This window comes from Pseudomonas sp. HMSC067G02 (assembly GCF_001813485.1).
Taxonomy (GTDB): Bacteria; Pseudomonadota; Gammaproteobacteria; order Pseudomonadales; family Pseudomonadaceae; genus Pseudomonas; species Pseudomonas aeruginosa.
In genome coordinates this window covers 52,121-78,384 of the sequence record NZ_KV812681.1, presented here as the reverse complement: position 1 = coordinate 78,384, position 26,264 = coordinate 52,121, and the positions used below count along the sequence as shown (strand labels likewise).

Sequence of the window (26,264 nt, the reverse complement as noted above, 5' to 3'; positions counted from 1 at the left end):
AGCCGGCATGAGCAGCCTCCCCGTACCCGTATCGCTCGACAGCACCCTCCGCCATCTCGGCAGCGCCGACCCGCGGCGGCCGTTCCTGATCGACGCCCGCGAGCCGGAGCGACCGCTGGAATACACCTGGGGCGACGCCGACCGCCAGGTCGACGCCCTCGCCGAGCAGATCGCCGCGCATGCCTGCCGCAGTGTCGGCGTGCTGCTGGACAACAGCTACCGCAACCTCTGCCTGATCTATGCGGTCATGCGCGCGGGCAAGCATCTGGTGCTGATCGATCCCGAGTGGGGGGAGGCCGCGAAGCAGGCCATCGTCGACGAGATGCGCCTGGACGCGCTGGCCAGCGAACATCCGCTCGAGGGCGCGCTGGCCGGGCTGCGCCTGGCGCTGGACTTCGAGCGCCGCGCGACGCGCCGGCTCGACCGCGCCGCGCACAGCCACATGATCCTGTTCACCTCGGGCACCACCGGCCAGCCGAAAGGCATCGAACTCAGCCAGCAGGCCATGCTCCATGCCTACCGCATCGGCCGCGACTGCCTGGGCATCGGCGAGCACACACGCTCCGGTTGCTTCTACCGGATCAGCGGCCTGGGCATCCTCGGCATCAATTTCCTCTTCCCGCTGCTGTACGGCGGCAGCGCGGTGCTCCTGCCGCTGCACTGCTGGGCCGACAGCGAAGGCTTCTGGGAATACGTGGAACGCTTCGGCATCAGTTTCCTCTACCTGGTGCCGCCGGTGGTCAACCACATGGTCAAGGAAGGCTCCCCGCCGCCGCGCCGCTTGCCGTTGCAGCGCCTGCTCTGCGTCGCCGGCTCGGCGCGCCTGGACGCCGACCTGCAGGCGGCCTTCCAGCGCGACTACGCGGCGCTGGCGAACATCTACGGCCTCAGCGAGTGCGGCTTCGCCTTCCTCTTCGGCAAGCGTCGCGGCGACGCGTTCGACAACTCGGTGGGACCGGCCGTCGGCCTGGAACTCAAGCTGACCGACCCCGACGGCCGCCCGCTGGAGGGCAGCGGCGAACGCGGGCGCCTGTGGGTGCGCACGCCGAGCCTGTTCTCCGGCTACGTCAACCGCCCCGACCTGACCGCCCAGGTGCTCGAGGACGGCTGGCTGAACACCCAGGACCTCGCCTACTTCGACGAGGACCGCTGCGTGCACGTCCTCGGCCGTTGCGACGGCACCATCAACAAGGGCGGCAATCTGTTCCACCTGAATGAATGCGAACGGGCGCTCAACCGCCTGGACGAGGTGATCGACGTCTGCTGCCTGAAGGTCGACTGCCCGCTCTATGGCGAAGACTATGTCGCCGTGATCCACACCGCGCCGCAGGTCGAGTTCGCCTTCCTGCCCTGGCTCCAGCAGCAGCTCGGCACCCTCCGCGCGCCGCAGCGCGTGGTGCTGTCGCACCAGGCCCTACCGCTGAATGGCGCCGGCAAGCACGATCGCCGTGCGCTCGCCACGCTGCTGCAACGGGAAGCCTCGTGATGTGCGGCATCCTCGGTTACGTCGGCACCGGTTTCAGTGTCTCGCGCTTCGCCGGAGCGCTACGCCTGCTGGCCCATCGGGGTCCGTTCGGCGAGGGCATCGCGGCCCTGCCAAACGGCGCCATCGGTATGACCCGCCTGCCGATGTCCGGCGCCGCGGCGGTGCCGCTGCCGCCGCAGGAGGGTCAGCGGCGGGTCGCCTACAACGGCGAGGTCTACCAGGCCGGCTGCGAAATCCATGGCGAGATCCGCCTGCTGCTCGACGGCTTGCAGCGCGGGGTACTGCCGGACGGCATGTACGCCCTCGCCAGCTGGGACCCGCAGACCCGGCAATTGACCCTGCTGCGCGACGAGTTCGGCATCAAGCCGCTGTACTACAGCTACCAGCCCGAGCGCGGCCTGCTGGCCTTCGCCTCCGAGCCGCGGGCGTTGCTGCACCTGCTCGGCGGCGCCCGCGCCGACGCCGAGGCGATCGCCCAGGTGGTCGCCGCCGGCGTGCCGCTGGAAGGCCAGACCCTGTTCCAGCAGGTCCGTCTGCTGCTGCCCGGCGAGGTGTTGCGCTTCGATCTCTCCCAGGAGCGTCCGCGCCTCTGCCAGCGCCAGCGGCTGGCCACCGCCCCGGCCAGCGAGGCGGACAGCCTCGACGAGCAGCTCGGCGAAACCCTCGAACGCTGCCGCCAGACCTTCCGCCCCTGCGCCCTGCTGGTCAGCGGCGGGGTCGATTCCAACCTGCTCGGCAGCTACCTGGACCCGCAGTTGCAACGCTTCCACCTGTGCCTGGAAGGCGACGAGGAAAGCCTGCTGCCACACCCTCGGCTGCAACGCTTCGAGCTGCGCCAGGAAGCCTTCATGCCGCTGCTGCGTCGCGCGGTCGGCAACTTCGGCGGGGCGACACGGATGTCCAGCCTGCTGATGTACCAGCGCCTGGCCGACGGTATCGGCGAGCAGGGCTATCACTGCGTGCTTCTCGGCGAAGGCGCCGACGAACTGTTCTGGGGCTACCCGCGCCATCTCGAACTCTGGCGCCGGCGCGACGCACCGGAACCGCGGCGCTTCGCCGCCGCCTGGTTCGGCGAGTACCGGCGCAAGGCCGCGCTGCTGGCGGAACCGGCGGGCCGACGGGTCGCCGAGCGGATCGAGGAACTCGCCCACGAGGCCCTCGGCCAGGGCCTCGAGGCGGCGATCGGCCAGTTCGACCTGCACTACTCGCTGGAGCCGCTGCTGCGCCGCGCCGACCATCTGCTGATGTCGCGCACCATCGAAGCGCGCACCCCCTACCTGCATGGCGCCCTGGCGCAGCGCGCCGGGCACCTCCAGCGGATCGTCGGCGACACCGCCAAGGCTCCGCTGGTGGCGCTCCTGGAGCAGCGCGAGAAACGCTGGCAGGCACAGCCGAAACGGCATTTCCGCCTGCCGTTCGAACGTTGGCCGCAGGCCCTCGGGGAAATGCGCCGGCACCTCGCCGAACGTCTGCCGGCGCTCCACGACCTCGGCCTGGAAGGCCTGGACGCACCGAGCGTCGCGGCGCTGCCCGGCGACCAGTTGTTCACCCTCACCACCCTGTCGCTCTGGCAGCAGGAATACGGAGCCTCGCTATGACAACCATCCATCGTCGCCCCGCGCCCTGGCGGGGCAACGCGGTGTTCTGCGCTTCGGCCGCTTTCGCCGCCGGCCTGGAAACGCTGTTCGCGCGCCTGCTGGAGCGGCGTCCCGCGGATAGCGCGGAGGCTCTCCTGCGCCAGCGCCTGCATCACGAACTGGAGCACGGCAGCGGCGTGCTGCTGCACGATTCCGCGCTGCTGCGCGGACTCGCCGAGGACGAATTCCAGCGGGTGTTCCGCGCATTCTGCCAATGGCTGGGACGCACCGTGGCGATCAACCGCAACGGCGAGTACCTCAAGGAAGTGCGCGACCTCGGTCTGCGCGACGCCCGCGACGCGCCGCAGCGCGGCCACCTGACCAGTCAGGAACTGGCCTTCCACTCCGATCGCGCCGATCTCACCGTGCTCGCCTGCTGGTCGCCGGCGCGTCGGGGCGGCGCCTTCCGCATCCGTTCCTCGGCCGACGTCCTCGCCACCCTGGAAGCCGCCAATCCGGCCTGGCTGCCCCTGCTCGGCCAACCGATCCCCCACGACCTGCGCGACGAAGGCGACGCCGACTACGCGCTGGTGCCGCTGCTCACGGAAACCCCACGGACCTTCGTCTTGCGCTATATCCGCAAGTTCAACGAATCGGTGACGCGCCACGGGCTAAGCCTCGCCCCGCAGGTGCGAAGCATGCTCGACGCGCTGGACGAGGCGATCGAACGCGCCGACGGCTATGCCGAACTGGACTTCAGCAAGGGCATGCTGGTGCTGGTGAACAACCACACCACCCTGCACGCGCGCACCGAGTTCAGCGACGACGAGCGGCAGCGCCGCTGCCTGCTGCGCTGCTGGCTGAGTAGCGAGTTCACCCGCGAACTGCCGGAAAGCTTCCTGCCGCTGTTCCACCAGGTAGCCGCCGGCAGCCTGCGCGGCGGCATCCGTCCCCTCGCCCAGGAGCCCCGCCCGTGAGCGACAACACCTTCAACGTGCAACGCTTCCGCGCCCTGCCGACGGAAATCCACGTGATGCTCGTCGGTACGCTGCTGACCCGCGGCGCCTACTTCATGGTCTGGCCGTTCCTGGCACTGCTGCTGTGGCGCGAGTTCCGGCTGTCCGCCAGCGCCATCGGCCTGCTGCTGGCGCTGGCGACCGTCTGCGGCGCGCTCAGCGGCATCTACACCGGCTGGCTGTCGGATCGTTTCGGGCGCAAGCGCCTGATCTTCTTCGGCACCAGCCTCAGCGGGCTTTCCTTCGTGTTGCTGGGCTTCAGCGGCCAGCCGCTGTCCTACGGACTGGCGATCTCCGGGGTGAGCATCGGCTGCGCCCTGCTCGAATCGAGCTGCAAGGCGCTGATCGGCGACCGCGTCGAGGATCGCCGCTCGCGGGAACTGGCGCTCTACTGCCGGTACTTCCTGATCAACCTGGGCGCCGCCCTCGGCCCGCTGATCGGCCTGACCCTCGGCGTCGCCGCCCAGGCCGGCACCTTCCTGGTCACCGCGCTGGTCTACTTCTGCTACGGCCTGCTGCTCTGGCGCCTGCTGCACCACCTCGAACTGAAGCGGCGCAGCCTTGCCCCGCGACCCTCGACGGGGTTCCTCGAAGCCTGCCTGAGCATGGCCCGGCATCGCGCCTTCACCCTGCTGTTGCTGTGCAACATGCTGGCCGCGCTGATCTACGCCACCTTCGATTCGACCCTCGTGCAGTACCTCACCCGCAGCGGTCTGCCCGACGTGGTCAACAGCATCGCCCTGCTGGTGACCATCAACGCGCTGACCATAGTGGTCGCCCAGTTTCCCCTCCTCCGCCTGCTGGAAAACACCGGCACCGGCGGCCGCCTGATGCTCGGCATGCTGCTCATGCTCCTGGCCCAGCTAGGCTTCGCCTGGACCCCGGTGACCCTGTTCGCCGGCCTGGCGCTGGCCACGGTGGTGCTCAGCCTCGGCGAACTGATCGTGTTCCCGACCTTCAGCGTGGAGGTCGACCAACTGACCCCCGACGACCTGCGCGGCAGCTATTTCGGCGCGGCCAATCTCTACAGCCTCGGCACCGCGCTGGCGCCGCTGTACGGCGGGATCATGCTCGACCATGCCGGCAGCCAGGCGCTGTACCTCGGCCTGGCCGCGCTGTGCGGGGTGATCATGCTGCTGCAGGTCGGCGCGGTCGGCCTGCGCCAGGCCGAGCGGGCCGGCGGATGAGCGGCGCGCTGCTGGTCTCGGGATTTTTCCTGCGCCGCTCCGCCTGGTCCGTGGAAGGCGCCGGCTGGCGAAGCTGCGACCATCTGCGCGACGCACCCGGATGCGACCTGGCGCATTGGCTGGACCAGGCCGCCGCCACGCTGGCCGGCGAGGAGCGGGTGATACTCTGCGGCCACAGCTTCGGCGGCTACCTGGCGCAATGCCTGGCGGCCCGCCTGGGCGAGCGCGCCGCGCACCTGTACCTGTTCAGCGCGCTGGTCAGCGAGGGCGGCGGCGCGCTGGAAAGCTACCAGGACAGCGGCCAGGACAATCTCCTCGGGCTATGCCGCCTCGACCCGCTCGGAGGGCGGGTCCGCCTGGAAGACCGCGCCGGCTTCCTCGAACTGCTCGGCGCCGAGGTGCCGACCAGCGCCAGCGAACCCGCGCAATTGCTGGTCGACCCACCGCGGCAGGTTCGTCCAGCCTGCCCGGTCACCTACGTGGTGGCGGCCGCCGACCGGCTCAGCCCGCCGTCGCTGCAACGTTCCTTCGCCCGTCGCCTGGACGCTCGGGTGCGGGAATACCCGGGCGGGCACCTCGCCGCACTGGCGGACCCGCGCTTCCTTCGCGCCCTGGTCGAATCTAATAATTAGATAGATAAAGCCGAAAATACGCGCTTTTTTATCGCAATGATCTGACGGATGATGACCCCATCAACCGCCCGCACCCTCGCGCAAACGATCGGCGACGGGCCCAATGGAGATCCGATCATGATCGAACGTCGTCCCTTCGACCGTCTGGGCCATGCCAACCACGGCTGGCTGAACGCGCGTCATCATTTTTCCTTCGCCGACTACTATGACCCGGAGCGCGAGGACTGGGGCCGCCTGCGGGTCTGGAACGATGACGAGATCGCCGCCGGCAGCGGCTTCCCGCCGCACCCGCACCGCGACATGGAGATCATCACCTATGTCCGCGAAGGCGCGATCACCCACCAGGACAGCCTGGGCAACAAGGGCCGCACCGAGGCCGGCGACGTGCAGGTGATGAGCGCCGGTACCGGCATCGTCCATTCGGAGTACAACCTGGAAGCCGAGACCACCCGGATCTTCCAGATCTGGATCATCCCGGACCGCCGCGGCGACCAACCGCGCTGGGGCTCCAAACCGTTCCCGAAGGCCGAGCGCGACGGTCGTTTCGTCACTCTCGCCAGCGGCGACGAGCAGGACAGCGAAGCGCTGCACATCCGCGCCGACGCCGAGGTCGCCGCGGTGACCCTGAAGGCCGGCCAGAGCGCCGAGTACGCCCTGGAAAACGGTCGCCGCGCCTACCTGGTGCCGGCCACCGGCAGCATCGAGGTCAACGGCGTGCGCGCCGAGGCCCGCGATGGCCTGGCGGTACGCGACGAACCGACCCTGAAGGTCACGGCCCTGGAAGACAGCGAAGTGCTGCTGGTGGAAGTGGCCTGACCCGACAGCCCCTCGCCCCCACGGGCGAGGGGCTGCTTTCGTTTCGCCCCAGCCCAGGGCCGCCTCTCTCGACGCAGCGACGTTATCCGCCGCAACGCCTCCGACCCTGCCGACTTGGTTCTTCCCAGCTTCACGCTTCGCGCTCACACTACCCGCAGAAGAATTCGAGAGGCTCCGCCATGCGTGAACTGCAACCCCTGCTGGAGAACCACGGGCTGCTCCTGCTGTTCCTCAACGTGCTCTGCGAACAGGCCGGGCTGCCGATCCCCGCCTACCCGGCGCTGATCGTCGCCGGCGCGCTGGCCATGCAGGGCGTCGGCGCGCCGCTGGGCGTGGTCCTGCTGGTGGTGGTGCTCGCCTGCCTGCTGGCGGACGTCGCCTGGTACCTGGCCGGGCGCCGCTACGGCGGCTTCCTCCTGCGCAGCATCTGCAAGGTCTCGCTGTCCCAGGACAGTTGCATCCGCCAGAGCCAGAACATGTACCTGCGGGTCGGTCCGAGGGCGCTGCTGATGTCGAAGTTCCTGCCCGGCGCCAGTGCGTTGTCCACCACCCTGGCCGGCATGACCCGCACCCACCTGCGCCGCTTCCTCGCCTACGACGCCGCCGGCTCGGCACTCTGGGCCGGTTCCGCGCTGCTGCTGGGGGTGATCTTCAGCGATGCGGTAGACCACCTGCTGGCCCTGCTCAGCGACTACGCGGCCATCGGCGCGCTGCTGATCGCCGGCGCCTTCGCCGCCTTCATCGCCTGGAAGCTCTGGCAGCGCCAGCGCCTGCTGTCGCGCAGCCGGCGGATTCCGCGAATCAGCGTGGAGGAACTGGAAAACCTTCGCGAACAGGGGCAATTGCCGGTGATCCTCGATGTTCGCGCCCACCACGAGGACGAGCCGAGCGGCATTCCGGGAGCCATCCCGGTGGAGCTGAACGTGTCGCTGAAGGACCTGCCCGGCGACCTCAGGGACGCCAGCATCGTCATCTATTGCGCCTGTCCCCACGAACTTTCCGCCGCGATGCTTGCCCAGCGCCTCAACGCCTCCGGCTTCACCCGCACCTGGGCGCTGGCCGGCGGCCTGGACGCCTGGCGCAAGACCTACGGGCAGGTCGCGGCGAACGCCTGAGCGGTGCCCGCCGGGTTCAGCCCAGGGCCTGCACCGCCGCGCCGCCGGCTTGCCGCTGCGGCGCCGGCGAGGAGAACACCAGGTAGCCGTCCTCGACCTTGCCGTAGCGCAGCAGCGCCAGGTCGAGGACGTAGTTCTGGTAAAGCTTCCAGGGCATCCGGTCGCCCTGCTTGGGCATGCGCTCGGCGGCGCGCTGGATGTAGCCGGAGTCGAGGTTGAGGAAGGGCTCCTCGCGCACGTCGCCGGTGCTGTCGCGGGCGGTCACCTGGCGCATGCCGGTGGCGTCCATGTGATTGATCAGGCGGCAGAAGTATTCGCTGGAGAGGTCCGCCTTGAGCGTCCAGCTGGCGTTGGTATAGCCGACCACCGCCGCCAGGTTCGGCAGGTCGCGCAGCATGATGCCGCGATAGCCCATGCTCTGGTTGACCTGGAACGGCTTGCCGTCGACCGCCAGCTCGGCGCCGCCGAACATCACCAGGTCGAGACCGGTGGCGGTGACGATGATGTCCGCCTCCAGCACCTCGCCGGTCTTCAGGCGAATGCCCCGCTCGACGAAGCGGTCGATGTGCTCGGTGACCACCGACGCCTTGCCCTTGCGCAGCACCTTGAACAGGTCGCCGTCCGGCACCGCGCAGACCCGCTCGTCCCACGGCTTGTAGCGCGGGCTGAAGTGACGCATGTCGAAGCGTTTGCCCAGTTGCAGGCTGGCCAGCTTGAGCAGGACCTTGCGGACCAGGCCGGGGAAGGTCCTGGCGAGCATGAAGAAGACCATCTGCATGGCCACGTTGCGCGCCCGCGCCTGGCGGTAGATCCAGGTTTCCGGAAGGAAGCGGCGGAGGAAATTGGAGATCGCGTCCTTCTGCGGCAGGGTGATCACGTAGGACGGCGAGCGCTGCAACATGGTGACGTGGGCGGCCTTGTCGGTCAGCGACGGCACCAGGGTCACGGCGGTCGCGCCGCTACCGATCACCACCACCTTCTTGCCGCTGTAGTCGAGGTCCTCGGGCCACAGCTGCGGATGGACGACCTGCCCGGCGAAGTCCTCGCGACCGACGAATTCCGGGGTATAGCCGGCCTCGTAGCGGTAGTAGCCGGTGCACATCAGCAGGAACTGCGCGGTCATGCGCAGCGGCTCGGGCTCGTCACCGCGCTGCACGTCGAGGTTCCAGCGCGCATTGGCGGAATCCCAGTCGGCCCTGAGCACCCGGTGGCGGTAGCGGATCTTCCGGTCGATGCCGTTCTCCCGCGCGGTCTCCTCGATGTAGCGGCGGATCGACGGACCGTCGGCGATGGCCTTGGGATCGCTCCATGGCTTGAAGTTGTAGCCGAGGGTGAACATGTCCGAGTCGGAACGGATGCCGGGGTAGCGGAACAGGTCCCAGGTACCGCCCATCGCCGCGCGCCCTTCGAGCAGGGCGAAGCTCTTGCCGGGGCAATGCTTCATCAGGTGGTAGGCGGCGCCGACGCCGGACAATCCGGCGCCGACGATGAGTACGTCCAGGTGTTCGACAGGCATAAGGTTCCTCGTTCGGCGGAAGCGTCCAGCCGTCTGCTGGGCTGATGCCCTCCACCCTACAGAGGGGATGCCGCGCGGGTATCCCAACCTTCGTACTGCGATATCCGCAAAGTATGGACCCAGGCGTGGGAATCACCCATGCCGGCGTACCGGCATGGGTCGGGCGCTAGGAGGCGCGGGAAGGTTTCTCCGGGGTCTCCGCCGCTACCGCGCCACGGTCTTCCAACTGGTCGGTCTGGAACAGCGTCTCCAGCTCGACCCGCGCCTCGCGAGCGCTTTTGATCAGCGCGTCGCGGTCGTTGTAGAACAGGTGCTGGGAGGCCAGGACCTCTTCGTCGTGCCGACGGAAACGACGGATCCGCGCGTCCGCCTGTTCCTCGCTCAGACCCAGGCCGCAGAGCACCATGCGGCTCATCTCCAGGCTGGAGAAGAAGGTCTCGCGCACCGGCTCGACCCCGGCGTCGAGCAACAGGTGGACGTGCTGGCGGTTACGCGCGCGGGCGATGATCTTCAGGTGCGGATAGAGCTTGCGCACGCGCTTGGCCGTCTCGATGTTGGTCTCCGGGTCATCGGTGGCGATGACGAAGAACTCGGCCTTCTCTACCTGGGCCGCGCGAAGGATCTCCGGGCGCATCGGGTCGCCGTAGAAGATCGGGATCGCGCCGAGGGTACGGGTCAGCTCGATGGTCTCCACCGAGGTGTCCAGGGCGATGAACGGCACGCGCTGGGCGCGCAGCACGCGAGCGACGATCTGGCCCATGCGGCCGACCCCGGCGATCACCACGCGCGGGGTGTCGTCGTTGTCGATGCGTTCCATTTCCGGCGGCGGCTTCGTCGCCTCCGGCTCCTTCGCCAGCAGGCGCGCGAGGCCGAGTACCAGCAACGGGGTCAGGGCCATCGACAGGGTGATGGAAAGCACCAGCAGGTTGTGCAGGTCGTTCTGGAACAGGCCCTGGTCGCGGGCCATCTTGAACACGACGAAGGCGAACTCGCCGCCGGCCGCCAGGACCACGCCCAGGCGCAGCGCCGAGGCCTTGTCGAGGCCGCCGGAAATACGCCCGACGAAGTACAGCACCGGCGCCTTCAGGGCGATCAGCAGCACGGTCAGGCCGAGCACCATCCACGGCGACTTGAGCAGCAGGCTGATGTCCGCGCTCATCCCCACGCTGATGAAGAACAGGCCGAGCAACAGGCCCTTGAACGGCTCGATCTGCGCCTCCAGTTCGTGGCGGTACTCCGAGTCGGCCAGCAGCAGGCCGGCGAGGAAGGCACCGAGGGCCATGGACACGCCGGCCAGCTCCATCAGCAGCGCGGTACCCATCACCACCAGCAGCGCGGTGGCGGTGGACATGTCCTGCAGCTTGGTCTGGGCGACGATGCGGAACACCGGGCGCAGCAGGTAGCGGCCGCCGACCACCACCGCGGCGATGCTGCCGACCACCTTGAGGGTCTGGGTCAGTTCGCTGCCGCCGGCGTCGCTGTGCGCACCGCTGAGCAGCGGGATCATGGCGATCAGCGGGATCGCCGCGATGTCCTGGAACAGCAGGATGGCGAAGGCCAGGCGGCCATGGGGCTGGGTCAGTTCCTTGCGCTCGGCGAGGATCTGCAGGCCGAAGGCGGTGGACGACAGCGCCAGGCCCAGGCCGAGCACCACCGCGCTGTTCACCGGTTGGTCGAAGCCGACCAGGGCCACGGTGCCGATCACCACGCCGGTCAGCAGCACCTGCAGCAGGCCGACGCCGAACACCGACTTGCGCATCACCCACAGGCGCCGCGGCGACAGCTCCAGGCCGATGATGAACAGCAGCAATACCACGCCCATCTCGGAGATCTGCGCGACGCTTTCCGGGTTGTCCACCAGGCCCAGCACGCTGGGACCGATCAGCACGCCGGCCAGCAGGTAGCCGAGCACCGCGCCCAGTTGCAGGCGCTTGGCCAGCGGCACCATGAACACCGCCGCGATCAGGAAGACCACGCCGGACTGGAGAAAACTGCTTCCGTGTTCCACGCTCAACTCCCGCTGGCGGCGCTGGCGCCGAACCGGTCGCGGATGGTGGCGATGGTCTCCACATCCATGGCGATATAGGCCTGCTTGACGAAGGCGTCGTAGGGCAGTTCGTCGCCCAGCGGCTGCAGGTAGCGGGTGCAGTAGGCGAAACGCACGAACAGCGAGCCGGGCTCCGGCTCCTCGATGGTCATGTCGAGGCTGCCGCCGGCCACCTCGGCGCTCGGCTTGATGCTGTAGTGGGCACTGTCCGGCGCCTTCAGCACGACTTCGTCCTCGACTACCAGACCCGGCAGGTACAGGCGCCGGTGCAGGCGGTCGCCGTCATCGACGAGGATCTCGAAACGCTCCAGGCCGACGACGAAATACTGTGGCTCGCGCGCACGGCAGACCAGGCCTTCCCAGAGTTGCAGCCGGTCGAGGACCGGCAGGTCGACAAGCGTCCGGTCGTTGACCTGGACCAGGTGTTCGAATTGCATGTGGCTCACTTCCTGTTCGGTGCATGCGATAGGCGAGTTCTGACCGGCGATGGGTGCAGAAAGTTTTCCCGCTGCCGGCGAATCGCCAGACCGCAGGTCCGCAACGATCGCCGACAGGCATTCGAGGACGCCGCCGGGGCACTCGGCGGCACATCGACCTCACTCGGCGTCGATCTTCCAGGGAATCGGCGGAGCGCTCAAGCGCGGCCCTTCCAGGGCGTCGAGCCGGCCGAAGCGGGCATCCCCCTCCTCCCAGGCCTTCTGCGCCCGGGCGATCTCACCCTTGCTGTGGCCCACGAAGTTCCACCACATGAAGATCTCCGCGCCGAACGGTGCGCCGCCCAGCAACAGCACCCGCGCGCCAGGGTCGAGTTGCAGTTGCAGGCCGTCGCGGCCGTCGCCCAGGTAGGCCAGTTCGTTCACCGCGAAATGCTCGCCGCCCACTTCCAACCCGCCTTCCAGCGGCAGCAGGCCGTACTCGAAGTGCGGGTCGAGCGCCAGTTGCAGGGTCGAGGCATCGTCGCAGGCCAGGTCGGCGCCGAGCAGCGGCGAGTAGAGCCGGCACGGCGCCTGCCGCCCGTCCAGAGCGCCGGCCAGCAGGGTGAAGGTGACCCCCTGCTCCTGCCAGCGCGGCAGGTCGGGATGATGGTCGAAGGCCGGGGCGATGTCGCGCTGCTCGTAGGGCAGCGCGATCCACAACTGCGCGGCGTGGGCGTGGCGCTCGTCGGGCAGCGACTCCTCGGTGTGGGCGATGCCATGGCCGGCGGTCATCAGGTTGACCTGGCCCGGACGGATCACCTGGACGTTGCCCAGGCTGTCGCGGTGCAACGCCTCGCCCTGGATCATCCAGGTGAAGGTCTGCAGGCCGATGTGCGGGTGCGGGCCCACGGCCAGGCCGCCGCCGGGTTCGAATTCGGCGGGACCGGCATGGTCGAGGAAGCACCAGGCACCGATCATCCGCCGCTGGCGCGACGGCATCAGCCGACTGACGGTGATCCCGCCGCCGATTTCCGCGGCACGCGCGGTGACTCGTTGCAGCAGGTGTTCGCGGCGCTCCGGACAGTCCCGCGAGGAGGACAGGTCGCAGCGCTCTTCGGTATTGCTCATGTTCAGGCTCTCCGGTGACGAGGCATTCAACCGCGCAGGCGGCGCACCCATAGCTGCAGGGCCTGCAACTGCTGCTGGATCAGCTCGCGCGCCTTGTCGTCGAGCAACCGGCCCTGGGCGTCGAAGGCGTTCTGCGCGCTGGAGATCATCACTTCCGGCTTGTTCAGCGGATGAACGTCGAGGAACACCAGCGTCTGGCGCAGGTGATACTGCGCCCGCGCGGTGCCGAAACGCCCGGCGCTGGCGCCGAGGATCGCCGCCGGCTTGCCGGAGAACGGCTGCTCCGGCGGCCGCGAGGCCCAGTCGATGGCATTCTTCAGCACCCCGGCCATCGAATAGTTGTATTCCGGGGTGGCGAACAGCAGCGCGTCCGCCGCGCGGATCTGCTCGCGGAAGCGTTCCACCGCGGGCGGGAAGCCGAGGGCGTAGACGTCCTCGTTGTACAGCGGGATGCCGGAGATGTCCGCCAGCTCGATGCTCATGCCCGGCGGAACCAGGCCGATCGCCTCCTGCAGCGCCGCGCTGTTGTAGGAGCCGCTGCGCAGGCTGCCGGAAATGCCCAATACCTTGATGTCGTCGCTCATGCCGTGCTCCTCGATGTGTGTGCCGGGTTCAGTCGCGCAGTTGGCTGCTGACGCTGACCTCTCCGGAGAGTACACGATGGATCGGGCAGGCATTGGCGATCTCCAGCAGGCGCTGGCGCTGCTCGGCATCGAGATCGCCGGCCAGGCGGATGTCGCGGCGGATATGGGTGAAGGGCTCCGGCTTGGTGCGTTCCTCGACGATGTCCAGTTGCACGTCGATGCCTTCCAGCGGCCACTCCTTGCGCTGCGCGTACATCGCCACGGTGATCGCCGTGCAGGCGCCCAGCGCCGAGAGCAGGATCTCGTGCGGCGAGGGACCGCTGTCGCCGCCGCCGAGGGCGGCCGGCACGTCGCTCAGCCACTGGTGGCTGTCGTCGCCGAGGGTCACGCGGTAAGGGGTGGCGCCGAGGGAAGCGTTGACGACCTGGGTAGCCATGGGGTTTCTCCTGTGCATGGGGGGCGTGCCGGAACCTCGGGTTCCGGCGAAGCGGCATTCCGATGAAAACACCTGGACGGAAAACGACACAAGGCACCCGATGGTCGGAGTGCCTTGTGTCCGGGACAGCGGCGAAGCCGGCTTACTTCTTCGTGCCGAAGCTCTGGATCAGGTTGGCGTACGCCGGCAGGTGGCCGCCGAGGATGGCACCGAAGCCTTCGATGTCGTTGCGCCAGTCGCGGTGCAGTTCGCAGCCGACGCTGAACCAGTTCATCAGTTGCGCGCCGGCGGCGGTCATGCGCGCCCAGGCGGCGTCGCGCACCACCGGGTTGAAGGTGCCGGAGGCGTCGGTGACGACGAATACGTCAAACCCCTCCTCCAGCGCCGAGAGGGTCGGGAAGGCTACGCAGACATCGGTCACCACGCCGGCGATGATCAGTTGCTTCTTGCCGGTGGCCTTGACCGCCTTGACGAAGTCCTCGTTGTCCCAGGCGTTGATGTTGCCGGGGCGGGCGATGTACGGGGCCTGCGGGAACATTTCCTTGAGTTCCGGCACCAGCGGGCCGTTGGGGCCGTCCTCGAAGCTGGTGGTGAGGATGGTCGGCAGGTTGAAGAACCTGGCGATGTCGGCCAATGCCAGGACGTTGTTCTTGAACTCGTCCGGGCTGAAATCGCGGACCAGGGAGAGCAGGCCTGCCTGGTGGTCGACGAACAGCACCGCCGCATCGTTCTTGTCGAGTCGCTTGTAGGTGAAGGACATGGTGTTTCTCCGGTCTCGGGCGGCGTCCGTCGCCGCGCGGTGTGAAACGAAGCGCCTCCTGGGAGGCATGCATGGGCGGTCTCGGGAGCGCACGCCGCCCATCAAGAGTAGTGACAGCGACAGCGATTTACCGCCCGGCAAAATGCGAAAACGGTGTTCTCGATAGCAGAACAATGCCATTCCCCGGGCGCGCTACGCTTGCCCTGCCATTGCCGTTCCTGCACGTTCGACGCGCGCGTCCCCTTACCAGGAGTTCTCCCGCATGCGACAGTCTGCCTCCCGATTGTTTCGAGATTCCCCATGAGCCTGCGCCTTGAAGACATACAGGCCTTCCTCAACGTGGTCGAGCTGGGCAGCATCAGCGCCGCCGCCGAACGCATGAGCCTGTCCAAGTCCGTGATCAGCAAACGCGTCAGCGACCTGGAGCGCCACCTCGGCGTGCGCCTGCTCTACCGCTCGACGCGCAACGTCGAGCCGACCGAGGCCGGCGGCTTCTTCTACAAGTCGGCCAAGGCCTCGCTGCAGGACCTGAACAACGCCGCGGAAAGCGTGGCCCTGCGCGAGAACGACCTGTGCGGGGAATTGCGGGTGATGGCGCCGATGAGCTTCGGCACGCTCTGGCTGGGGCCGCTGGTGATGGAATTCATGGCGCGCAACCCGCGCCTGGAAGTGGTCCTGCAACTGGACGACCGGATCGTCGACTTCGAGAAGGAAGGCTACGACCTGGCGATCCGCATCACCCGCCTGCAAGACAGCTCGCTGATCGCCCGCCAACTGGGCACCAGCCGCCGGGTAGTGTGTTGCAGCCCGGAATACCTGGAACGGCACGGCCCGCTGCAACGTATCGAAGACATCCTCTGCCATCCCTGCATCGGCTACAGCCACAACACCCCGTCGCAGCTATGGAGCTTCGAGCCGCGGGTGGCCGGCGAGCCGGCGCGGATGATCACCCCGCGCGGACGCTTCAACACCAACAACGGCCAGACCATGCGCGACGCCGCGGTGCGTGGCCTGGGCCTGGCGATGCTGCCGCTGTTCATCGCCGCCGAAGACCTGGCCGCCGGCCGGCTGGTCGAGGCCCTGCCGCAGGAGCGGCCGCTGGACGACCTGATCTACGCCATGTATTCGCGAGCGGCAACCCTCTCGCCGAAAGTGAAGCTGTTCGTCCAGTTTCTCCAGCAGGCCCTGGGCAGCCCGCCGTGGGGCGTGCGCTGAGCCTCGCTCAGCGCTTGCGGCAGACGCTCAGCCCGTCGCCGATCGGCAGCAGCGAGTAGTCCACCCGCGCGTCGTTCTTCAGCGCCAGGTTGAGCTGCTGGATGCCGCGGGTATCCGCACTCTTCGGCTGCGCTTCGAGCACCCGGCCGCTCCACAGCACGTTGTCGAAAAGCACCAGCCCACCCTGGCGCACCAGCGCCAGCGCGGCCTCCAGGTATTCGGGGTAGTTGGCCTTGTCGGCGTCGATGAAGACCAGGTCGAATTGCCCGGCCAGACCTTCGTCGAGCAACGCACGCAGGGTTTCCAGGGCGGGCCCGAGGCGCAGCTCGATGCGCTCCTCGACAGCGGCTTCGCGCCAGTAGCGGCGCGCGGTGAGATGGTAGTCGCCGGGCAGGTCGCAACAGGTAAGGCGCCCCTGCTCGCCAAGGGCGGTAGCCATGCACAGGGCGCTGTAGCCGGTGAAGGTGCCGACCTCCAGCGCCCGCCGCGCACCGATCAGGGTCAGCAGCAAGGCGATGAACTGGCCCTGTTCGGGGGCGATCTGCCAGCGCGCGTTGGGCAGCTTCGCGGTTTCCTCGCGCAGGCGGGTCATCAGCGGGGTTTCCCGCAGCGAAACGTCCAGCAGGTAGCGGTAGAGGTTATCGTCGAGGTTGAGGGTGCGGGTGGTCATCGGCCCTGACCTCCCCGCCTCAGGGCATCCGCGCCAAGGGCGACGGCGCGACCAGCACGCGCTTGGCGTCCAGGTACGCGCGTTGCCAGTAGCTGTTCTGCAGGCTGTCCAGGCGCACCGTGCCGCCGGTGCGCGGCGCATGCACGAAGCGACCCTCGCCGACGTAGATGCCGGCATGGCTCACGGTGCGTCCACCGGAGGTGGCGAAGAACACCAGGTCGCCGGTCTGCAGGGCCTGCACCGGCACGCTGGGCGCGCGCATGGAAATCATCTCGCGGGTCGAGCGCGGCAGCTTGATGCCGGTCATGTCGCGGTAGACGAAGTTGATCAGGCCGCTGCAATCGAAGCCCGAATCGGGCGTGTTGCCGCCCCAGCGGTAGGGCGTGCCGACCAGGCCGAGGGCACGGAACAGCACATCGTCGGCGGCGGGCGAGAAATTCGTCGCCGGACGGAATACGACCTGTTTGGCGGGCGCGGGGGGCGGCGCTTTGCTGGCGCAGGCGGTAAGCAGCGCAGCAAAGGCGAGGATCGAGAATCGGGCCAGTGCATGCATAGTGGAAGCCTTCCTGGTGAGGAATGCTTCCACTTTGCTACGACAAGGAGTTAAACGCAATACTTAAAGTAAAACTTTAAGTTTAGCGCTTGCTCGTTAGGGCGTCCTTGTAGCCGGGTTCGAGCACCCGCTTGGCTTCCATGTAGCTCAGGCTCCAGTAGCTGGAGTCCAGGCTGTCCACCCGCACCCCGCCGCCGCGACGGCTGGCGGAATGGATGAACTGGCCATCGCCGATGTAGATGCCGGCGTGGCTGACGCGGCCACGGCCACGGTTGTTGAAGAACAGCAGGTCGCCCGGCTGCAGCTCGTCCTTGGAGACCAGCGGCACGTCCATATCGATGAGTTCGCGGGTGGAGCGCGGCAGCTTGATGCCGGCCTCCTCGCGGAACAGGTAGCCGACGAAGCCGCTGCAATCGAAGCCTTTCGCCGTCGTACCGCCGAAACGGTACGGCGTACCGATCAGTTCGAAAGCGCGCTCGAGGATGCTGGACGCCAGCGCAGGCGTACCAGCCGATGAATTGTCCGCCCCTTCGTCCTCAACATCCTGCCAAGCGATCGCGTCGCGTTCGACGTCGATGCTGCTCTTGGCTGCGGTCGGCTCTTTGGCGACCTGCGGCTCCGGCGAATGGCTGGCGCAAGCGGCCAGCAGCAGAACGAAACTCATGGGCACGAGGGGTGCTAAGCGTTTAAGCATGGGCACGACCGTGTCTCATTAGTTTTACTAGCGGGCTAATTTGCCTTCTCGATCAATCCTATGCAAGTTTTTTATCGATAAATGTGACTTACCACCTGCGGCATGATGTCTAAGGCTCGTCCTGTCATTTTCACATCGACCCGCTCGCTGAGGTCGGTCACGCCAGGATTCACCTCCGCGGTGAAGCCTCCCGCCTGCCGCGTGCGCAGCACCGGTTCGACGATATAGGGGAAGCTCGCGGTGGTTCCCACCACCAGCACCGCATCGAAGCCTTTGCGCAATTCGCGGTACAGGGTATCGATCGCCTCTTCCGGCAACATTTCCTCGAACAGCACCACCGGCGGCCGCAGCACCCCACCGCAAGCGGCGCAGCGCGGCGGCAACTGGCCGTGCAGATGCTCCTCCAGGCCGCCGCTCTCGGCACCGCAGGACTGGCAGTAGAGCGGCGCCAGTTCGCCATGGATCTCGATCAGCCGCTCGGCCGGCGAGCCGGCCTGGCGATGGAAGCCGTCGATGTTCTGGGTCAGCACCCAGCATTCCGGCTTGCGCTTCTGCAACTCGGCGATGGCTTCGTGGCCGGCGTTGGGTCGGGCCGCCACGCAAGCCTTGCCGAGTTCCGCGAGGTACTTCCAGCACAGCGCCGGATCGCGCCGCAGCATCGGTCCGGAAAGTGCCGCCTCGATCGGCAGGCCCTCTTCCGTGCGACCGTTGTAGAGACCGCCGAGGCCGCGATAGGTGGGCATACCGGAGTCCGCGGAGAGGCCGGCGCCGGTGATGACCAGGATGCGTTCGGCGCGCCGCAGGGCCTGGGCGACGGTGGCGATCGGGCTGTGGCTGTCCATGGTTGGCTCCTGTCAGGCTGGCGGATCGAGGGAAGCCGGCAAGCCGAGCCGGCGCATGCGCCCGAGCAGGGTCGTGCGCGGAATCCGCAACCGGGCGGCGGCCCGGGAGAGATTGCCGCGCGCCTGGCGCAAGGCGTCTTCTATCAGGTTGCGCTCCTGTTGCGCCAGCGCCTCGCGCAGGCCTCCGACCGCCGCGCTGTTCATCGAGCGCGCGGCCTCGCCGCCCACGGCCTCGGCGCCGTCGTCGGCGAACGCCACCTCATCCAGCAGTGCGCCGCCCTCCCCGTGCAGCAACAGGCTGCGTCGGATCACGTTTTCCAGTTGCCGGACGTTGCCCGGCCAGTCGCAGGCCAGCAACTGCGCCAGCGCCCGTTCGCCAAGGGCGGTGACACGTGGGTTGAGGCTGCGCGCATCGCGACGGACGAACGCCCGTGCCAGCAGTTCCACATCGCCGGGGCGCTCGCGCAGCGGCGGGATGTACAGGCTGCCCACGTCCAGGCGGTAGTACAGGTCCTCGCGCAGGCGTCCCTCGGCGATCGCCTGGCGCGGCGGCTGGTTGCTCGCCGCGATCAGGCGTACGTCGGCCCGCTGCGGGCTCAGGCTGCCCAGAGGCAGGTAGCTGCCGTCCTGCAGGACCCGCAGCAGCTTGCTCTGCATGGCCATCGGCATGGAATTGATCTCGTCGAGGAACAAGCTGCCGCCCTGCGCCAGGGCGAACATGCCCTTGCGGTTCTCGGCGCCGGTGAAAGCGCCGCGGGTGGTGCCGAACAGGGTACTTTCCAGCAGCGTCTCGGGAATCGCCGCGCAGTTCAGGCTGATCATCGGACCGCTGCGTCGCGGGCTCAGGGCATGGGCGCGACGGGCGAACAGTTCCTTGCCGGTGCCGGTCTCGCCATGGATCAGCAGCGGCAGGTCGGTGGTCGCGAAGACGTCCAGGCGCTGCAACTGCCGCAGCAGGCTCGGCGCCACGCTCAGGATGTTCGGGCAATCCGCCGGGCCTGCGGCCTCTTCGGTCTCGGCGACGACTTCGCCGAGCTCCATCGCGCCGAGCAGGCAACCGTCGCGCCCGCGCAGCGGGATCGCCCGGTGGCGATACTGCAACAGCTCGCCGCCGGCCCCCACGTAGGCCTGCAGCGTATCGATCGACGGCCGCCCTTCGGCCAGGCAACGCAACAGCGTGCTTTGCTCGGCCGCCAGCCAGGGAGCGCTCTGCAACAGGTGCATGCCCAGCGCCCGCTGCGGGTCGAGACCATCGAGCAGGCCGCTGGCACGGTTGTAGTAGACGAAGCGACCGGAGGGGTCGACCACCGTGACCGGTTGCCGCAGGCCGTCGAAAATCGGCGCCAGGCAGTCCACCAACCAGGCCAGTTCACCGCTTCGCGTGGAAATCGTCGGCTCCTCGACAAGCGCCATGCTCTCCCCCTCGGTTTCCCGGATGTCGAAATCTCGTCAGTTGTCCCATCTTCGACGCAGCGCGACCGAGCATCCTTGGCGTGGATCAACCAAGTCCTCGGAAAACCAGGAAAATCCTCCGATTTATCAAGGATTTCCAAGGCAATTCCCGGGCGTTGGCTGGCGCGTGGCTTGCAACGACCTCGTCGTCCCCACACGAGGAAAATCGTCATGTTCAAGCACATCATCGCTCGCACGCCCGCCCGCAGCCTGGTCGACGGCCTGACCTCCAGCCACCTCGGCAAGCCGGACTACGCCAAGGCCCTGGAGCAGCACAACGCCTACATCCGCGCCTTGCAGACCTGCGACGTGGACATCACCCTGCTGCCGCCGGACGAACGCTTCCCCGACTCGGTGTTCGTCGAGGACCCGGTGCTCTGCACCTCGCGCTGCGCCATCATCACCCGCCCCGGCGCCGAATCGCGGCGCGGCGAGACCGAGATCATCGAGGAAACCGTGCAGCGCTTCTATCCGGGCAAGGTCGAGCGCATCGAGGCACCCGGCACGGTGGAAGCCGGCGACATCATGATGGTCGGCGACCACTTCTACATCGGCGAATCGGCCCGCACCAACGCCGAGGGCGCCCGGCAGATGATCGCGATCCTGGAGAAACATGGCCTCAGCGGCTCGGTGGTGCGCCTGGAAAAGGTCCTGCACCTGAAGACCGGGCTCGCCTACCTGGAACACAACAACCTGCTGGCCGCCGGCGAGTTCGTCAGCAAGCCGGAGTTCCAGGACTTCAACATCATCGAGATCCCCGAAGAGGAGTCCTACGCAGCCAACTGCATCTGGGTCAACGAAAGGGTGATCATGCCCGCCGGCTATCCCCGGACCCGCGAGAAGATCGCCCGCCTCGGCTACCGGGTGATCGAGGTGGACACCTCCGAATACCGCAAGATCGACGGCGGCGTCAGTTGCATGTCGCTGCGCTTCTGAACCATGCCGCGGCGGACCGACCCGCCGCCTCCCGCCGTCGCACCCCGGCGCAGGCTCCGCCTGCGCCTGGCGCGACATACCGGATGCAGTTTCGGAGGTGCCACATGGCCGATTCGGACAAGGGAAAACTGGGGCTGCCGGCGCTGACCGCGCTGGTGGTGGGCGGCATCATCGGCAGCGGCATCTTCAGCCTGCCGCAGAACATGGCCGAAGGCGCAGGCGCCGGCGCGATCCTGATCGCCTGGGCGATCACCTTCGTCGGCATGCTGACCCTGACGCGGATATTCCAGTGGCTGTCGACCACCCGCCCCGAACTGGGCGACGGCGTCTACGGCTACGCCCGCGAAGGCTTCGGCGAATACCTGGGGTTCAATGCCGCCTGGGGCTACTGGATTTCCGCCTGGGTCGGCAACGCCGGCTACCTGGTGGTGCTGTTCAGCGCCCTCGGCTCATTCGGCGCGCTGGCCTTCTTCGGCGACGGAACCACCTGGCCGGCGCTGCTCGGCGAATTGACGGTGCTCTGGCTGATGCATGCCTTCGTCCTCCACGGCGTGCACAACGCGGCGATCACCAACGCTATCGTAACCCTCGCCAAGGTGGTGCCGATCGCCCTGTTCATCCTCTGCGTAGCCCTGGCCTTCCGCATCGAGACCTTTCACCTGGACTTCTGGGGCAGCCCGGCACTGGGCAGCGTCACCCGCCAGGTGGAAACCACCATGCTCTACACCGTCTGGGTATTCCTCGGCATCGAGAGCGCCACGGTCTATGCCAGCCACGCGCGGCACGCGGCCGATGTCAGCCGCGCAACCCTGCTCGGCTTCGTGGTCACCCTGCTGTTGCTGGTCTGCGTCTCGGTGCTGTCGCTGGGCGTGGTGCCGCAGCACGAACTGGCGCAGATGAAGAACCCCTCGATGGCCCAGGTGATGGCCGCGGCGGTGGGCCCCTGGGGCGCCACGCTGATCAACGTCGGGCTGATCGTTTCGGTCGGCGGCGCGCTGCTGGCCTGGACCATGCTCGCGGTGGAAATGCTCTACCTGGCCAGCCGTGGCCCAACGCACACCGCGCCGGCACTGTTCGGCCGCACCAATGCGGTGGAAACCCCAGCGCCGGCACTGTGGCTGACCAGCACGCTGATCTCTGCGCTGCTGCTGGTGGCCTTCCTCAACGCCTCGGGCTACAACGCGCTGATCCAGTTGGCCACCTCGATGGCGCTGATCCCCTACCTGCTCTGCGCCGGCTTCTGCCTGAAGCTGGTGGCGCGCCGCCCGCACTCGGGCGCGATGCTGGCGCTGGCGCTGTTGGGGACGCTCTACGGGGTCTGGCTGATCTACGCCGCCGGGCTGAAATACCTGCTGCTGTCGATGATCCTCTACGCGCCGGGCCTGGGCTTCTTCCTGCATGCCCGTCGCCAGCGCGGCCTGCCGGCGTTCGGCAATCGCGCCGAAGGCAGCGTCGCGGCGCTGGTGCTGGTCCTCGCGCTGGCGGCGCTGTGGATGATCGGCAGCGGTCGGCTGAGCCTCTAGCTCAATGATTGACCGTATGTGCCAGCATCACCGACAGCTGGCACAGCGGCCGGCCGCTCTCCTCGCGCCACTGGTTGAAGGCTCCCTGGACGGCCGCCAGGTCCTTGAGGCTGGTGGGCGGTTTGTCGATGATCTCCTGGGCCTTCAGCGCGGCGACCATGTCGTCGCTGGGAATGAAGGTATCCTTGCCGGCCATCCGCAGGAAACGCGGCGCCGACAAGCCGCCGAGCTGGTTGCCGCGCTTGGACAGCAGCTTCCACAGGCCGACGATGTCGGTTTCCGGCCAATCCGCGAGGAAGTTGCCGAAGCTGCCATGCTCGCGGGCCAGGTCGAGCACCATCTGCGCATTGCGCGGCACGCTCTTGAGCTTGCCCAGGTGGCGGATCAGGCGGGCGTCCTGCATCAGCCGCTCGAGATGCTCGGCGCTCATGAGCACGACCTTCTGCGGATCGAAGCCGAAGAACACTTCCTCGAAGGCCGGCCACTTGGCGTCCACCAGGCTGTGCTTGAGGCCGGCGCGGAAGATCCGCAGGCTGATCAGCGACAGGTAGCGGTCGTCACCCACCGCGCGCAGCTCGGCGGCGCTCTTCGGCTGCGGCAGGCGCGCTTCCAGCGCCTCCCTGGAGCCGAAGCGGTTCAGGCAGTATTCGTACATCCAGGCGTAGTCGCGCATCGGGAATCCTTGCAGACCGGAGAGAAGAACTGACCCGCGGCGCGGCTCAGAGGTTCATCACGTCGAGGAAGCGCGGCGTGGCGTTCTCGTCGATGCGCAGGTTGGCGAAGTCGAACAGGTTGCGGTCGGCCAGTTGCGACGGCACCACGTTCTGCAGGGCGCGGAACATGATCTCGGTACGCCCCGGCGACTTGCGTTCCCATTCCAGCAGCATTTCCTTGACCACCTGGCGCTGCAGGTTCTCCTGCGAACCGCAGAGGTTGCAGGGGATGATCGGGAACTCCTTGAGCTGGGAATAGGCCTCGATGTCCTTCTCGCTGCAATAGGCCAGCGGCCGGATCACCACGTTGCGCCCGTCGTCGGCCAGCAGCTTCGGCGGCATGGCCTTCAGGGTGCCGCCGTAGAACATGTTGAGGAAGAAGGTTTCGAGGATGTCGTCGCGATGGTGACCGAGGGCCATCTTGGTCGCGCCGATCTCGTCGGCGAAGGTGTACAGCGTGCCGCGGCGCAGGCGCGAGCACAGCGAGCAGGTGGTCTTGCCTTCCGGGATCTTCTCCTTGACCACCGAGTAGGTGTCCTTCTCGACGATGTGGTACTCCACGCCGATCGACTTCAGGTACTCCGGCAGGACGTGCTCGGGAAAACCGGGCTGCTTCTGGTCCATGTTCACCGCGACGATCTCGAAGCGGATCGGCGCGACCTTCTGCAGGTAGAGCAGGATGTCGAGCATGGTGTAGCTGTCCTTGCCGCCGGACAGGCAGACCATGACCTTGTCGCCATCCTCGATCATGTTGAAGTCGGTGATGGCCTCGCCGGCCAGGCGGCGCAGGCGCTTCTGCAGTTTGTTCTGATTGACCGAAAGGGTGCCCATGGTGCTCTGGAATCCGGGTGTTCGAGGAGAAAAGCTGGCTATTTTACGCACAAAGCGACGCCGACCCCAGCCCCTCCCGACGCCCGATGCTAGTCTTGCCCCATGACTCCCGACCTCGACCACCGCCTCGACCTCGCCGGGCAGATCCTCTGCCTGCTGCGCGAGCATCCCGAGGGGCTTTCCGAATACCAGTTGATCCAGCTGCTGAAGGCCCGCCATTCGACGCATATCCCCCATCGCGAACTGGCCGACAAGCTGGTGCTGTTCCGCACCCATTTCCTCCTGTTCAACGCGCTCTACCACCTGCGCGACCACCTCTGGGCCGAGCGCGAGGCGCACCTGGAGATCAGCCCGCTGAGCCTGCGCCTGCATCCTTACGTGGATGGCACGCAGGCGCTGGAACAGGGCGATCCGCTGCGCGACTACTACCTCGACCTGCGCCACCTGGGAGAGACCAGCGAGGCCGACGTCGAGCGGCTGCTGCAGAGTTTCTGGACGCGCATGCAGGGCAGCGAGGAGAAGGCTGCCGCCCTCGCCCTGTTCGAGCTGGAGGGCGCGGTCGACTATCCCGCCATCAAGCTGCGCTACCGGCAACTGGTCAGCCAGCACCATCCCGACCGCGGCGGCAGCACTGCGCGCCTGCAATCGATCAACAAGGCGATGGAAATACTGCAACGCTATTACAGCCGGCCGTGAAGCTTCGATTTGCTCTAACCCCGCGAGCGACGCGGGCTCGGGCCGTTCCTATACTGCGACATAAGGTCGCATAGGTCGGCCGAGCACCGGGTGGCGCTGTCCATGCGCGCCCGGCGCTTCGCTGGGGGGCGACCACATAAGAACGAGGAGGAAACGGCATGATCCATCATGTATGGGGGCTCTTCACCCATCCCGATCAGGAATGGCAGGAAATCCGTGGCGAAGAAGAAAGCATCAGCCACATGTACCTGACCCACATCCTGATCCTGGCTGCCATTCCGGCGATTTCCGCCTATATCGGCACGACCCAGGTCGGCTGGGTGGTCGGCGGCGGCGATCCGGTCAAGCTGACCCAGGCCAGCGCGTTGCAGATGACGGTCCTCACCTACCTGGCGATGCTCGCCGGGGTGGCGGTGATGGGCGCGTTCATCCACTGGATGGCGCGGACCTACGACGCCAACCCGAGCCTGACCCAGTGCATCGTGTTCGCCGCCTACAACGCCACTCCGCTGTTCATCGCCGGGCTGGCGGCGCTGTATCCGCACCTCTGGCTGGGAATGATCGTCGGGGTGGCGGCGATCAGCTACACGGTCTACCTGCTCTACGTGGGGATTCCCACCTTCATGAACATCCACAAGGACGAAGGCTTCCTGTTCTCCAGCTCGGTGCTGGCGGTGGGCCTGGTGGTGCTGGTGGCGATGATCGCCCTGTCGGTGATCCTCTGGGGCAGCGGGGTCGGCCCGGAATACACCAGCTGACGTCCAGCGAACGCATCGTACGACCGGGCCGCGGGCAACCGCCGCCCGGTTTTTTCTTGCCCGCCGCCGCGCTTGCCTGATCCTGCACCCCGGACGAGCGGTCGTCCCGACGCCTGCGCCCGCCCTCCTGTCTCCGGCATAATCGCCCGCTGCTGGAGTCTTCCCGAATGCCCGAACACCTCAACGCCCGCGTCGAGGCCTGCTATCGGCAGGCCGAACACTTCTTCCAACGCAGCTTCCCCCGCCCGACCGTCAGCTTCCGCCTGCGCGGCCAGAAAGCCGGGGTCGCCCATCTCGACGAGAACCTGCTGCGCTTCAATCCCCAGCTGTACCGCGAGAACCGCGAGCACTTCCTGGAACAGACCGTGGCCCACGAAGTCGCGCACCTGATCGCGCACCAGTTGTTCGGCCCGCGCATCCGCCCCCACGGCGAGGAGTGGCAGTTGATCATGCGCGGCATCTACGGCCTGCCGCCGGACCGCTGCCACACCTACGCGGTCAAGCGCCGCGCCACCACCCGCTACCTGTACCGCTGCCATTGCCCGGAGCACAACGACTTCCCGTTCTCCCCGCAACGCCACACCCTGGTGGCCAAGGGGCGCCGCTACTACTGCCGGCGCTGCAAGGCGACCCTGGTGTTCACCGGCGAAGTGCTCCGCGAGTGA

The 26,264-nt window shown here is 67.5% G+C and carries 27 protein-coding genes; 13 read left to right on the top strand and 14 right to left on the bottom strand.

Annotated elements, in window-relative coordinates:
- Window positions 1-7 precede the first annotated feature (7 nt).
- From HMPREF2914_RS15155 to HMPREF2914_RS15125, 7 genes are all read left to right on the top strand, one after another.
- On the top strand, window positions 8-1,486 hold the full coding sequence (locus tag HMPREF2914_RS15155; protein WP_023092093.1) for a long-chain fatty acid--CoA ligase: 1,479 nt from the start codon (window positions 8-10) through the stop codon (window positions 1,484-1,486).
- Complete coding sequence (locus tag HMPREF2914_RS15150; protein WP_003162630.1) at window positions 1,486-3,084, top strand: asparagine synthase-related protein; 1,599 nt, start codon at window positions 1,486-1,488, stop codon at window positions 3,082-3,084. Before HMPREF2914_RS15155 ends, HMPREF2914_RS15150 begins: the two co-directional genes overlap by 1 nt.
- Window positions 3,081-4,040 (top strand): clavaminate synthase family protein, encoded by a 960-nt coding sequence (locus HMPREF2914_RS15145; protein ID WP_023088936.1) that lies wholly within the window; start codon window positions 3,081-3,083, stop codon window positions 4,038-4,040. Before HMPREF2914_RS15150 ends, HMPREF2914_RS15145 begins: the two co-directional genes overlap by 4 nt.
- Window positions 4,037-5,266 carry an MDR family MFS transporter gene (locus HMPREF2914_RS15140; protein ID WP_023092094.1) on the top strand — a complete coding sequence of 410 codons (1,230 nt, stop codon included), beginning with the start codon at window positions 4,037-4,039 and terminating at the stop codon, window positions 5,264-5,266. The genes HMPREF2914_RS15145 and HMPREF2914_RS15140 overlap by 4 nt, the downstream gene beginning before the upstream one ends.
- Window positions 5,263-5,898 (top strand): alpha/beta fold hydrolase, encoded by a 636-nt coding sequence (locus HMPREF2914_RS15135; protein WP_023092095.1) that lies wholly within the window; start codon window positions 5,263-5,265, stop codon window positions 5,896-5,898. Before HMPREF2914_RS15140 ends, HMPREF2914_RS15135 begins: the two co-directional genes overlap by 4 nt.
- A gap of 117 nt (window positions 5,899-6,015) precedes the next feature.
- Window positions 6,016-6,714, top strand: a complete 699-nt coding sequence (locus HMPREF2914_RS15130; protein ID WP_003086661.1) for a pirin family protein — start codon at window positions 6,016-6,018, stop codon at window positions 6,712-6,714.
- A gap of 179 nt (window positions 6,715-6,893) precedes the next feature.
- A complete protein-coding gene (locus HMPREF2914_RS15125) occupies window positions 6,894-7,829 on the top strand; it encodes a DedA family protein/thiosulfate sulfurtransferase GlpE (protein WP_023092096.1) in 936 nt (311 codons plus the stop codon).
- A gap of 16 nt (window positions 7,830-7,845) precedes the next feature.
- Here HMPREF2914_RS15125 and HMPREF2914_RS15120 read toward each other — a convergent pair whose 3' ends face one another.
- The 7 genes from HMPREF2914_RS15120 to ycaC form a co-directional block, all read right to left on the bottom strand.
- Window positions 7,846-9,345, bottom strand: coding sequence for a flavin-containing monooxygenase (locus HMPREF2914_RS15120; RefSeq protein ID WP_023092097.1), 1,500 nt, complete (start codon window positions 9,343-9,345; stop codon window positions 7,846-7,848).
- 166 nt (window positions 9,346-9,511) lie between these two features.
- Window positions 9,512-11,353, bottom strand: a complete 1,842-nt coding sequence (gene kefB, locus HMPREF2914_RS15115; protein WP_003086638.1) for a glutathione-regulated potassium-efflux system protein KefB — start codon at window positions 11,351-11,353, stop codon at window positions 9,512-9,514.
- Between the two features lie 2 nt (window positions 11,354-11,355).
- Entirely contained in the window at window positions 11,356-11,829 is a 474-nt protein-coding gene (locus HMPREF2914_RS15110) for an SRPBCC family protein (RefSeq protein WP_003082488.1), read from the bottom strand.
- Between the two features lie 159 nt (window positions 11,830-11,988).
- On the bottom strand, window positions 11,989-12,936 hold the full coding sequence (locus tag HMPREF2914_RS15105; protein WP_003109219.1) for a pirin family protein: 948 nt from the start codon (window positions 12,934-12,936) through the stop codon (window positions 11,989-11,991).
- 26 nt (window positions 12,937-12,962) lie between these two features.
- Window positions 12,963-13,520, bottom strand: coding sequence for an NAD(P)H-dependent FMN reductase (locus HMPREF2914_RS15100; protein ID WP_003082483.1), 558 nt, complete (start codon window positions 13,518-13,520; stop codon window positions 12,963-12,965).
- A 28-nt stretch (window positions 13,521-13,548) separates the two neighbouring features.
- The gene (locus HMPREF2914_RS15095; protein WP_003086631.1) at window positions 13,549-13,956 is read right to left on the bottom strand and encodes an OsmC family protein; all 408 of its coding nucleotides are present in this window, start codon (window positions 13,954-13,956) and stop codon (window positions 13,549-13,551) included.
- Window positions 13,957-14,098: 142 nt separating this feature from the next.
- Complete coding sequence (ycaC, locus tag HMPREF2914_RS15090; protein ID WP_003082476.1) at window positions 14,099-14,716, bottom strand: isochorismate family cysteine hydrolase YcaC; 618 nt, start codon at window positions 14,714-14,716, stop codon at window positions 14,099-14,101.
- 300 nt (window positions 14,717-15,016) lie between these two features.
- On the opposite strand from ycaC, the gene HMPREF2914_RS15085 reads away from it, so the two are divergent.
- Window positions 15,017-15,931, top strand: a complete 915-nt coding sequence (locus HMPREF2914_RS15085) for a LysR family transcriptional regulator (RefSeq protein WP_003082475.1) — start codon at window positions 15,017-15,019, stop codon at window positions 15,929-15,931.
- Between the two features lie 7 nt (window positions 15,932-15,938).
- Here the strand turns inward: HMPREF2914_RS15085 and HMPREF2914_RS15080 are convergent, their stop codons facing one another.
- From HMPREF2914_RS15080 to ddaR, 5 genes are all read right to left on the bottom strand, one after another.
- Window positions 15,939-16,601, bottom strand: coding sequence for an O-methyltransferase (locus tag HMPREF2914_RS15080; protein WP_023092098.1), 663 nt, complete (start codon window positions 16,599-16,601; stop codon window positions 15,939-15,941).
- A gap of 19 nt (window positions 16,602-16,620) precedes the next feature.
- Complete coding sequence (locus HMPREF2914_RS15075; protein ID WP_003086623.1) at window positions 16,621-17,154, bottom strand: C40 family peptidase; 534 nt, start codon at window positions 17,152-17,154, stop codon at window positions 16,621-16,623.
- 82 nt (window positions 17,155-17,236) lie between these two features.
- Entirely contained in the window at window positions 17,237-17,854 is a 618-nt protein-coding gene (locus HMPREF2914_RS15070) for a C40 family peptidase (RefSeq protein ID WP_003082470.1), read from the bottom strand.
- Between the two features lie 65 nt (window positions 17,855-17,919).
- Window positions 17,920-18,690 carry an NAD-dependent deacylase gene (locus HMPREF2914_RS15065; protein ID WP_023092099.1) on the bottom strand — a complete coding sequence of 257 codons (771 nt, stop codon included), beginning with the start codon at window positions 18,688-18,690 and terminating at the stop codon, window positions 17,920-17,922.
- Between the two features lie 12 nt (window positions 18,691-18,702).
- On the bottom strand, window positions 18,703-20,103 hold the full coding sequence (ddaR, locus tag HMPREF2914_RS15060) for a transcriptional regulator DdaR (protein ID WP_023092100.1): 1,401 nt from the start codon (window positions 20,101-20,103) through the stop codon (window positions 18,703-18,705).
- A gap of 210 nt (window positions 20,104-20,313) precedes the next feature.
- On the opposite strand from ddaR, the gene ddaH reads away from it, so the two are divergent.
- On the top strand, window positions 20,314-21,078 hold the full coding sequence (gene ddaH / locus HMPREF2914_RS15055) for a dimethylargininase (RefSeq protein ID WP_003086612.1): 765 nt from the start codon (window positions 20,314-20,316) through the stop codon (window positions 21,076-21,078).
- 104 nt (window positions 21,079-21,182) lie between these two features.
- On the top strand, window positions 21,183-22,601 hold the full coding sequence (locus HMPREF2914_RS15050) for a basic amino acid/polyamine antiporter (protein WP_023092101.1): 1,419 nt from the start codon (window positions 21,183-21,185) through the stop codon (window positions 22,599-22,601).
- Window position 22,602: 1 nt separating this feature from the next.
- Here HMPREF2914_RS15050 and HMPREF2914_RS15045 read toward each other — a convergent pair whose 3' ends face one another.
- Both HMPREF2914_RS15045 and ttcA read right to left on the bottom strand, forming a co-directional pair.
- Window positions 22,603-23,274: a DNA-3-methyladenine glycosylase I gene (locus tag HMPREF2914_RS15045; RefSeq protein ID WP_003086605.1), complete on the bottom strand. Its 672-nt coding sequence runs from the start codon at window positions 23,272-23,274 to the stop codon at window positions 22,603-22,605.
- Window positions 23,275-23,320: 46 nt separating this feature from the next.
- Window positions 23,321-24,145 carry a tRNA 2-thiocytidine(32) synthetase TtcA gene (gene ttcA / locus HMPREF2914_RS15040; protein ID WP_003082462.1) on the bottom strand — a complete coding sequence of 275 codons (825 nt, stop codon included), beginning with the start codon at window positions 24,143-24,145 and terminating at the stop codon, window positions 23,321-23,323.
- Between the two features lie 102 nt (window positions 24,146-24,247).
- On the opposite strand from ttcA, the gene HMPREF2914_RS15035 reads away from it, so the two are divergent.
- The 3 genes from HMPREF2914_RS15035 (at window position 24,248) to HMPREF2914_RS15025 (ending at window position 26,264) form a co-directional block, all read left to right on the top strand.
- The gene (locus tag HMPREF2914_RS15035) at window positions 24,248-24,841 is read left to right on the top strand and encodes a DNA-J related domain-containing protein (protein WP_003082458.1); all 594 of its coding nucleotides are present in this window, start codon (window positions 24,248-24,250) and stop codon (window positions 24,839-24,841) included.
- 158 nt (window positions 24,842-24,999) lie between these two features.
- On the top strand, window positions 25,000-25,599 hold the full coding sequence (locus tag HMPREF2914_RS15030; RefSeq protein ID WP_003082455.1) for a Yip1 family protein: 600 nt from the start codon (window positions 25,000-25,002) through the stop codon (window positions 25,597-25,599).
- 167 nt (window positions 25,600-25,766) lie between these two features.
- On the top strand, window positions 25,767-26,264 hold the full coding sequence (locus tag HMPREF2914_RS15025; RefSeq protein WP_003082453.1) for a SprT family zinc-dependent metalloprotease: 498 nt from the start codon (window positions 25,767-25,769) through the stop codon (window positions 26,262-26,264).

Bases quoted from the DNA above. Each gene is read 5' to 3' on its own strand.
- HMPREF2914_RS15105 (WP_003109219.1), bottom strand. From the start codon at position 12,936: ATGAGCAATACCGAAGAGCGCTGCGACCTGTCCTCCTCGCGGGACTGT.
- ddaR (WP_023092100.1), bottom strand. From the start codon at position 20,103: ATGGCGCTTGTCGAGGAGCCGACGATTTCCACGCGAAGCGGTGAACTG.
- HMPREF2914_RS15085 (WP_003082475.1), top strand. From the start codon at position 15,017: ATGAGCCTGCGCCTTGAAGACATACAGGCCTTCCTCAACGTGGTCGAG.
- HMPREF2914_RS15155 (WP_023092093.1), top strand. From the start codon at position 8: ATGAGCAGCCTCCCCGTACCCGTATCGCTCGACAGCACCCTCCGCCAT.
- ttcA (WP_003082462.1), bottom strand. From the start codon at position 24,145: ATGGGCACCCTTTCGGTCAATCAGAACAAACTGCAGAAGCGCCTGCGC.
- HMPREF2914_RS15150 (WP_003162630.1), top strand. From the start codon at position 1,486: ATGTGCGGCATCCTCGGTTACGTCGGCACCGGTTTCAGTGTCTCGCGC.
- HMPREF2914_RS15145 (WP_023088936.1), top strand. From the start codon at position 3,081: ATGACAACCATCCATCGTCGCCCCGCGCCCTGGCGGGGCAACGCGGTG.
- HMPREF2914_RS15030 (WP_003082455.1), top strand. From the start codon at position 25,000: ATGATCCATCATGTATGGGGGCTCTTCACCCATCCCGATCAGGAATGG.
- HMPREF2914_RS15075 (WP_003086623.1), bottom strand. From the start codon at position 17,154: ATGCATGCACTGGCCCGATTCTCGATCCTCGCCTTTGCTGCGCTGCTT.
- HMPREF2914_RS15095 (WP_003086631.1), bottom strand. From the start codon at position 13,956: ATGGCTACCCAGGTCGTCAACGCTTCCCTCGGCGCCACCCCTTACCGC.
- HMPREF2914_RS15065 (WP_023092099.1), bottom strand. From the start codon at position 18,690: ATGGACAGCCACAGCCCGATCGCCACCGTCGCCCAGGCCCTGCGGCGC.
- ycaC (WP_003082476.1), bottom strand. From the start codon at position 14,716: ATGTCCTTCACCTACAAGCGACTCGACAAGAACGATGCGGCGGTGCTG.
- HMPREF2914_RS15130 (WP_003086661.1), top strand. From the start codon at position 6,016: ATGATCGAACGTCGTCCCTTCGACCGTCTGGGCCATGCCAACCACGGC.
- HMPREF2914_RS15035 (WP_003082458.1), top strand. From the start codon at position 24,248: ATGACTCCCGACCTCGACCACCGCCTCGACCTCGCCGGGCAGATCCTC.
- HMPREF2914_RS15125 (WP_023092096.1), top strand. From the start codon at position 6,894: ATGCGTGAACTGCAACCCCTGCTGGAGAACCACGGGCTGCTCCTGCTG.
- HMPREF2914_RS15045 (WP_003086605.1), bottom strand. From the start codon at position 23,274: ATGCGCGACTACGCCTGGATGTACGAATACTGCCTGAACCGCTTCGGC.
- HMPREF2914_RS15135 (WP_023092095.1), top strand. From the start codon at position 5,263: ATGAGCGGCGCGCTGCTGGTCTCGGGATTTTTCCTGCGCCGCTCCGCC.
- HMPREF2914_RS15025 (WP_003082453.1), top strand. From the start codon at position 25,767: ATGCCCGAACACCTCAACGCCCGCGTCGAGGCCTGCTATCGGCAGGCC.
- HMPREF2914_RS15110 (WP_003082488.1), bottom strand. From the start codon at position 11,829: ATGCAATTCGAACACCTGGTCCAGGTCAACGACCGGACGCTTGTCGAC.
- ddaH (WP_003086612.1), top strand. From the start codon at position 20,314: ATGTTCAAGCACATCATCGCTCGCACGCCCGCCCGCAGCCTGGTCGAC.
- HMPREF2914_RS15080 (WP_023092098.1), bottom strand. From the start codon at position 16,601: ATGACCACCCGCACCCTCAACCTCGACGATAACCTCTACCGCTACCTG.
- HMPREF2914_RS15100 (WP_003082483.1), bottom strand. From the start codon at position 13,520: ATGAGCGACGACATCAAGGTATTGGGCATTTCCGGCAGCCTGCGCAGC.
- HMPREF2914_RS15120 (WP_023092097.1), bottom strand. From the start codon at position 9,345: ATGCCTGTCGAACACCTGGACGTACTCATCGTCGGCGCCGGATTGTCC.
- HMPREF2914_RS15050 (WP_023092101.1), top strand. From the start codon at position 21,183: ATGGCCGATTCGGACAAGGGAAAACTGGGGCTGCCGGCGCTGACCGCG.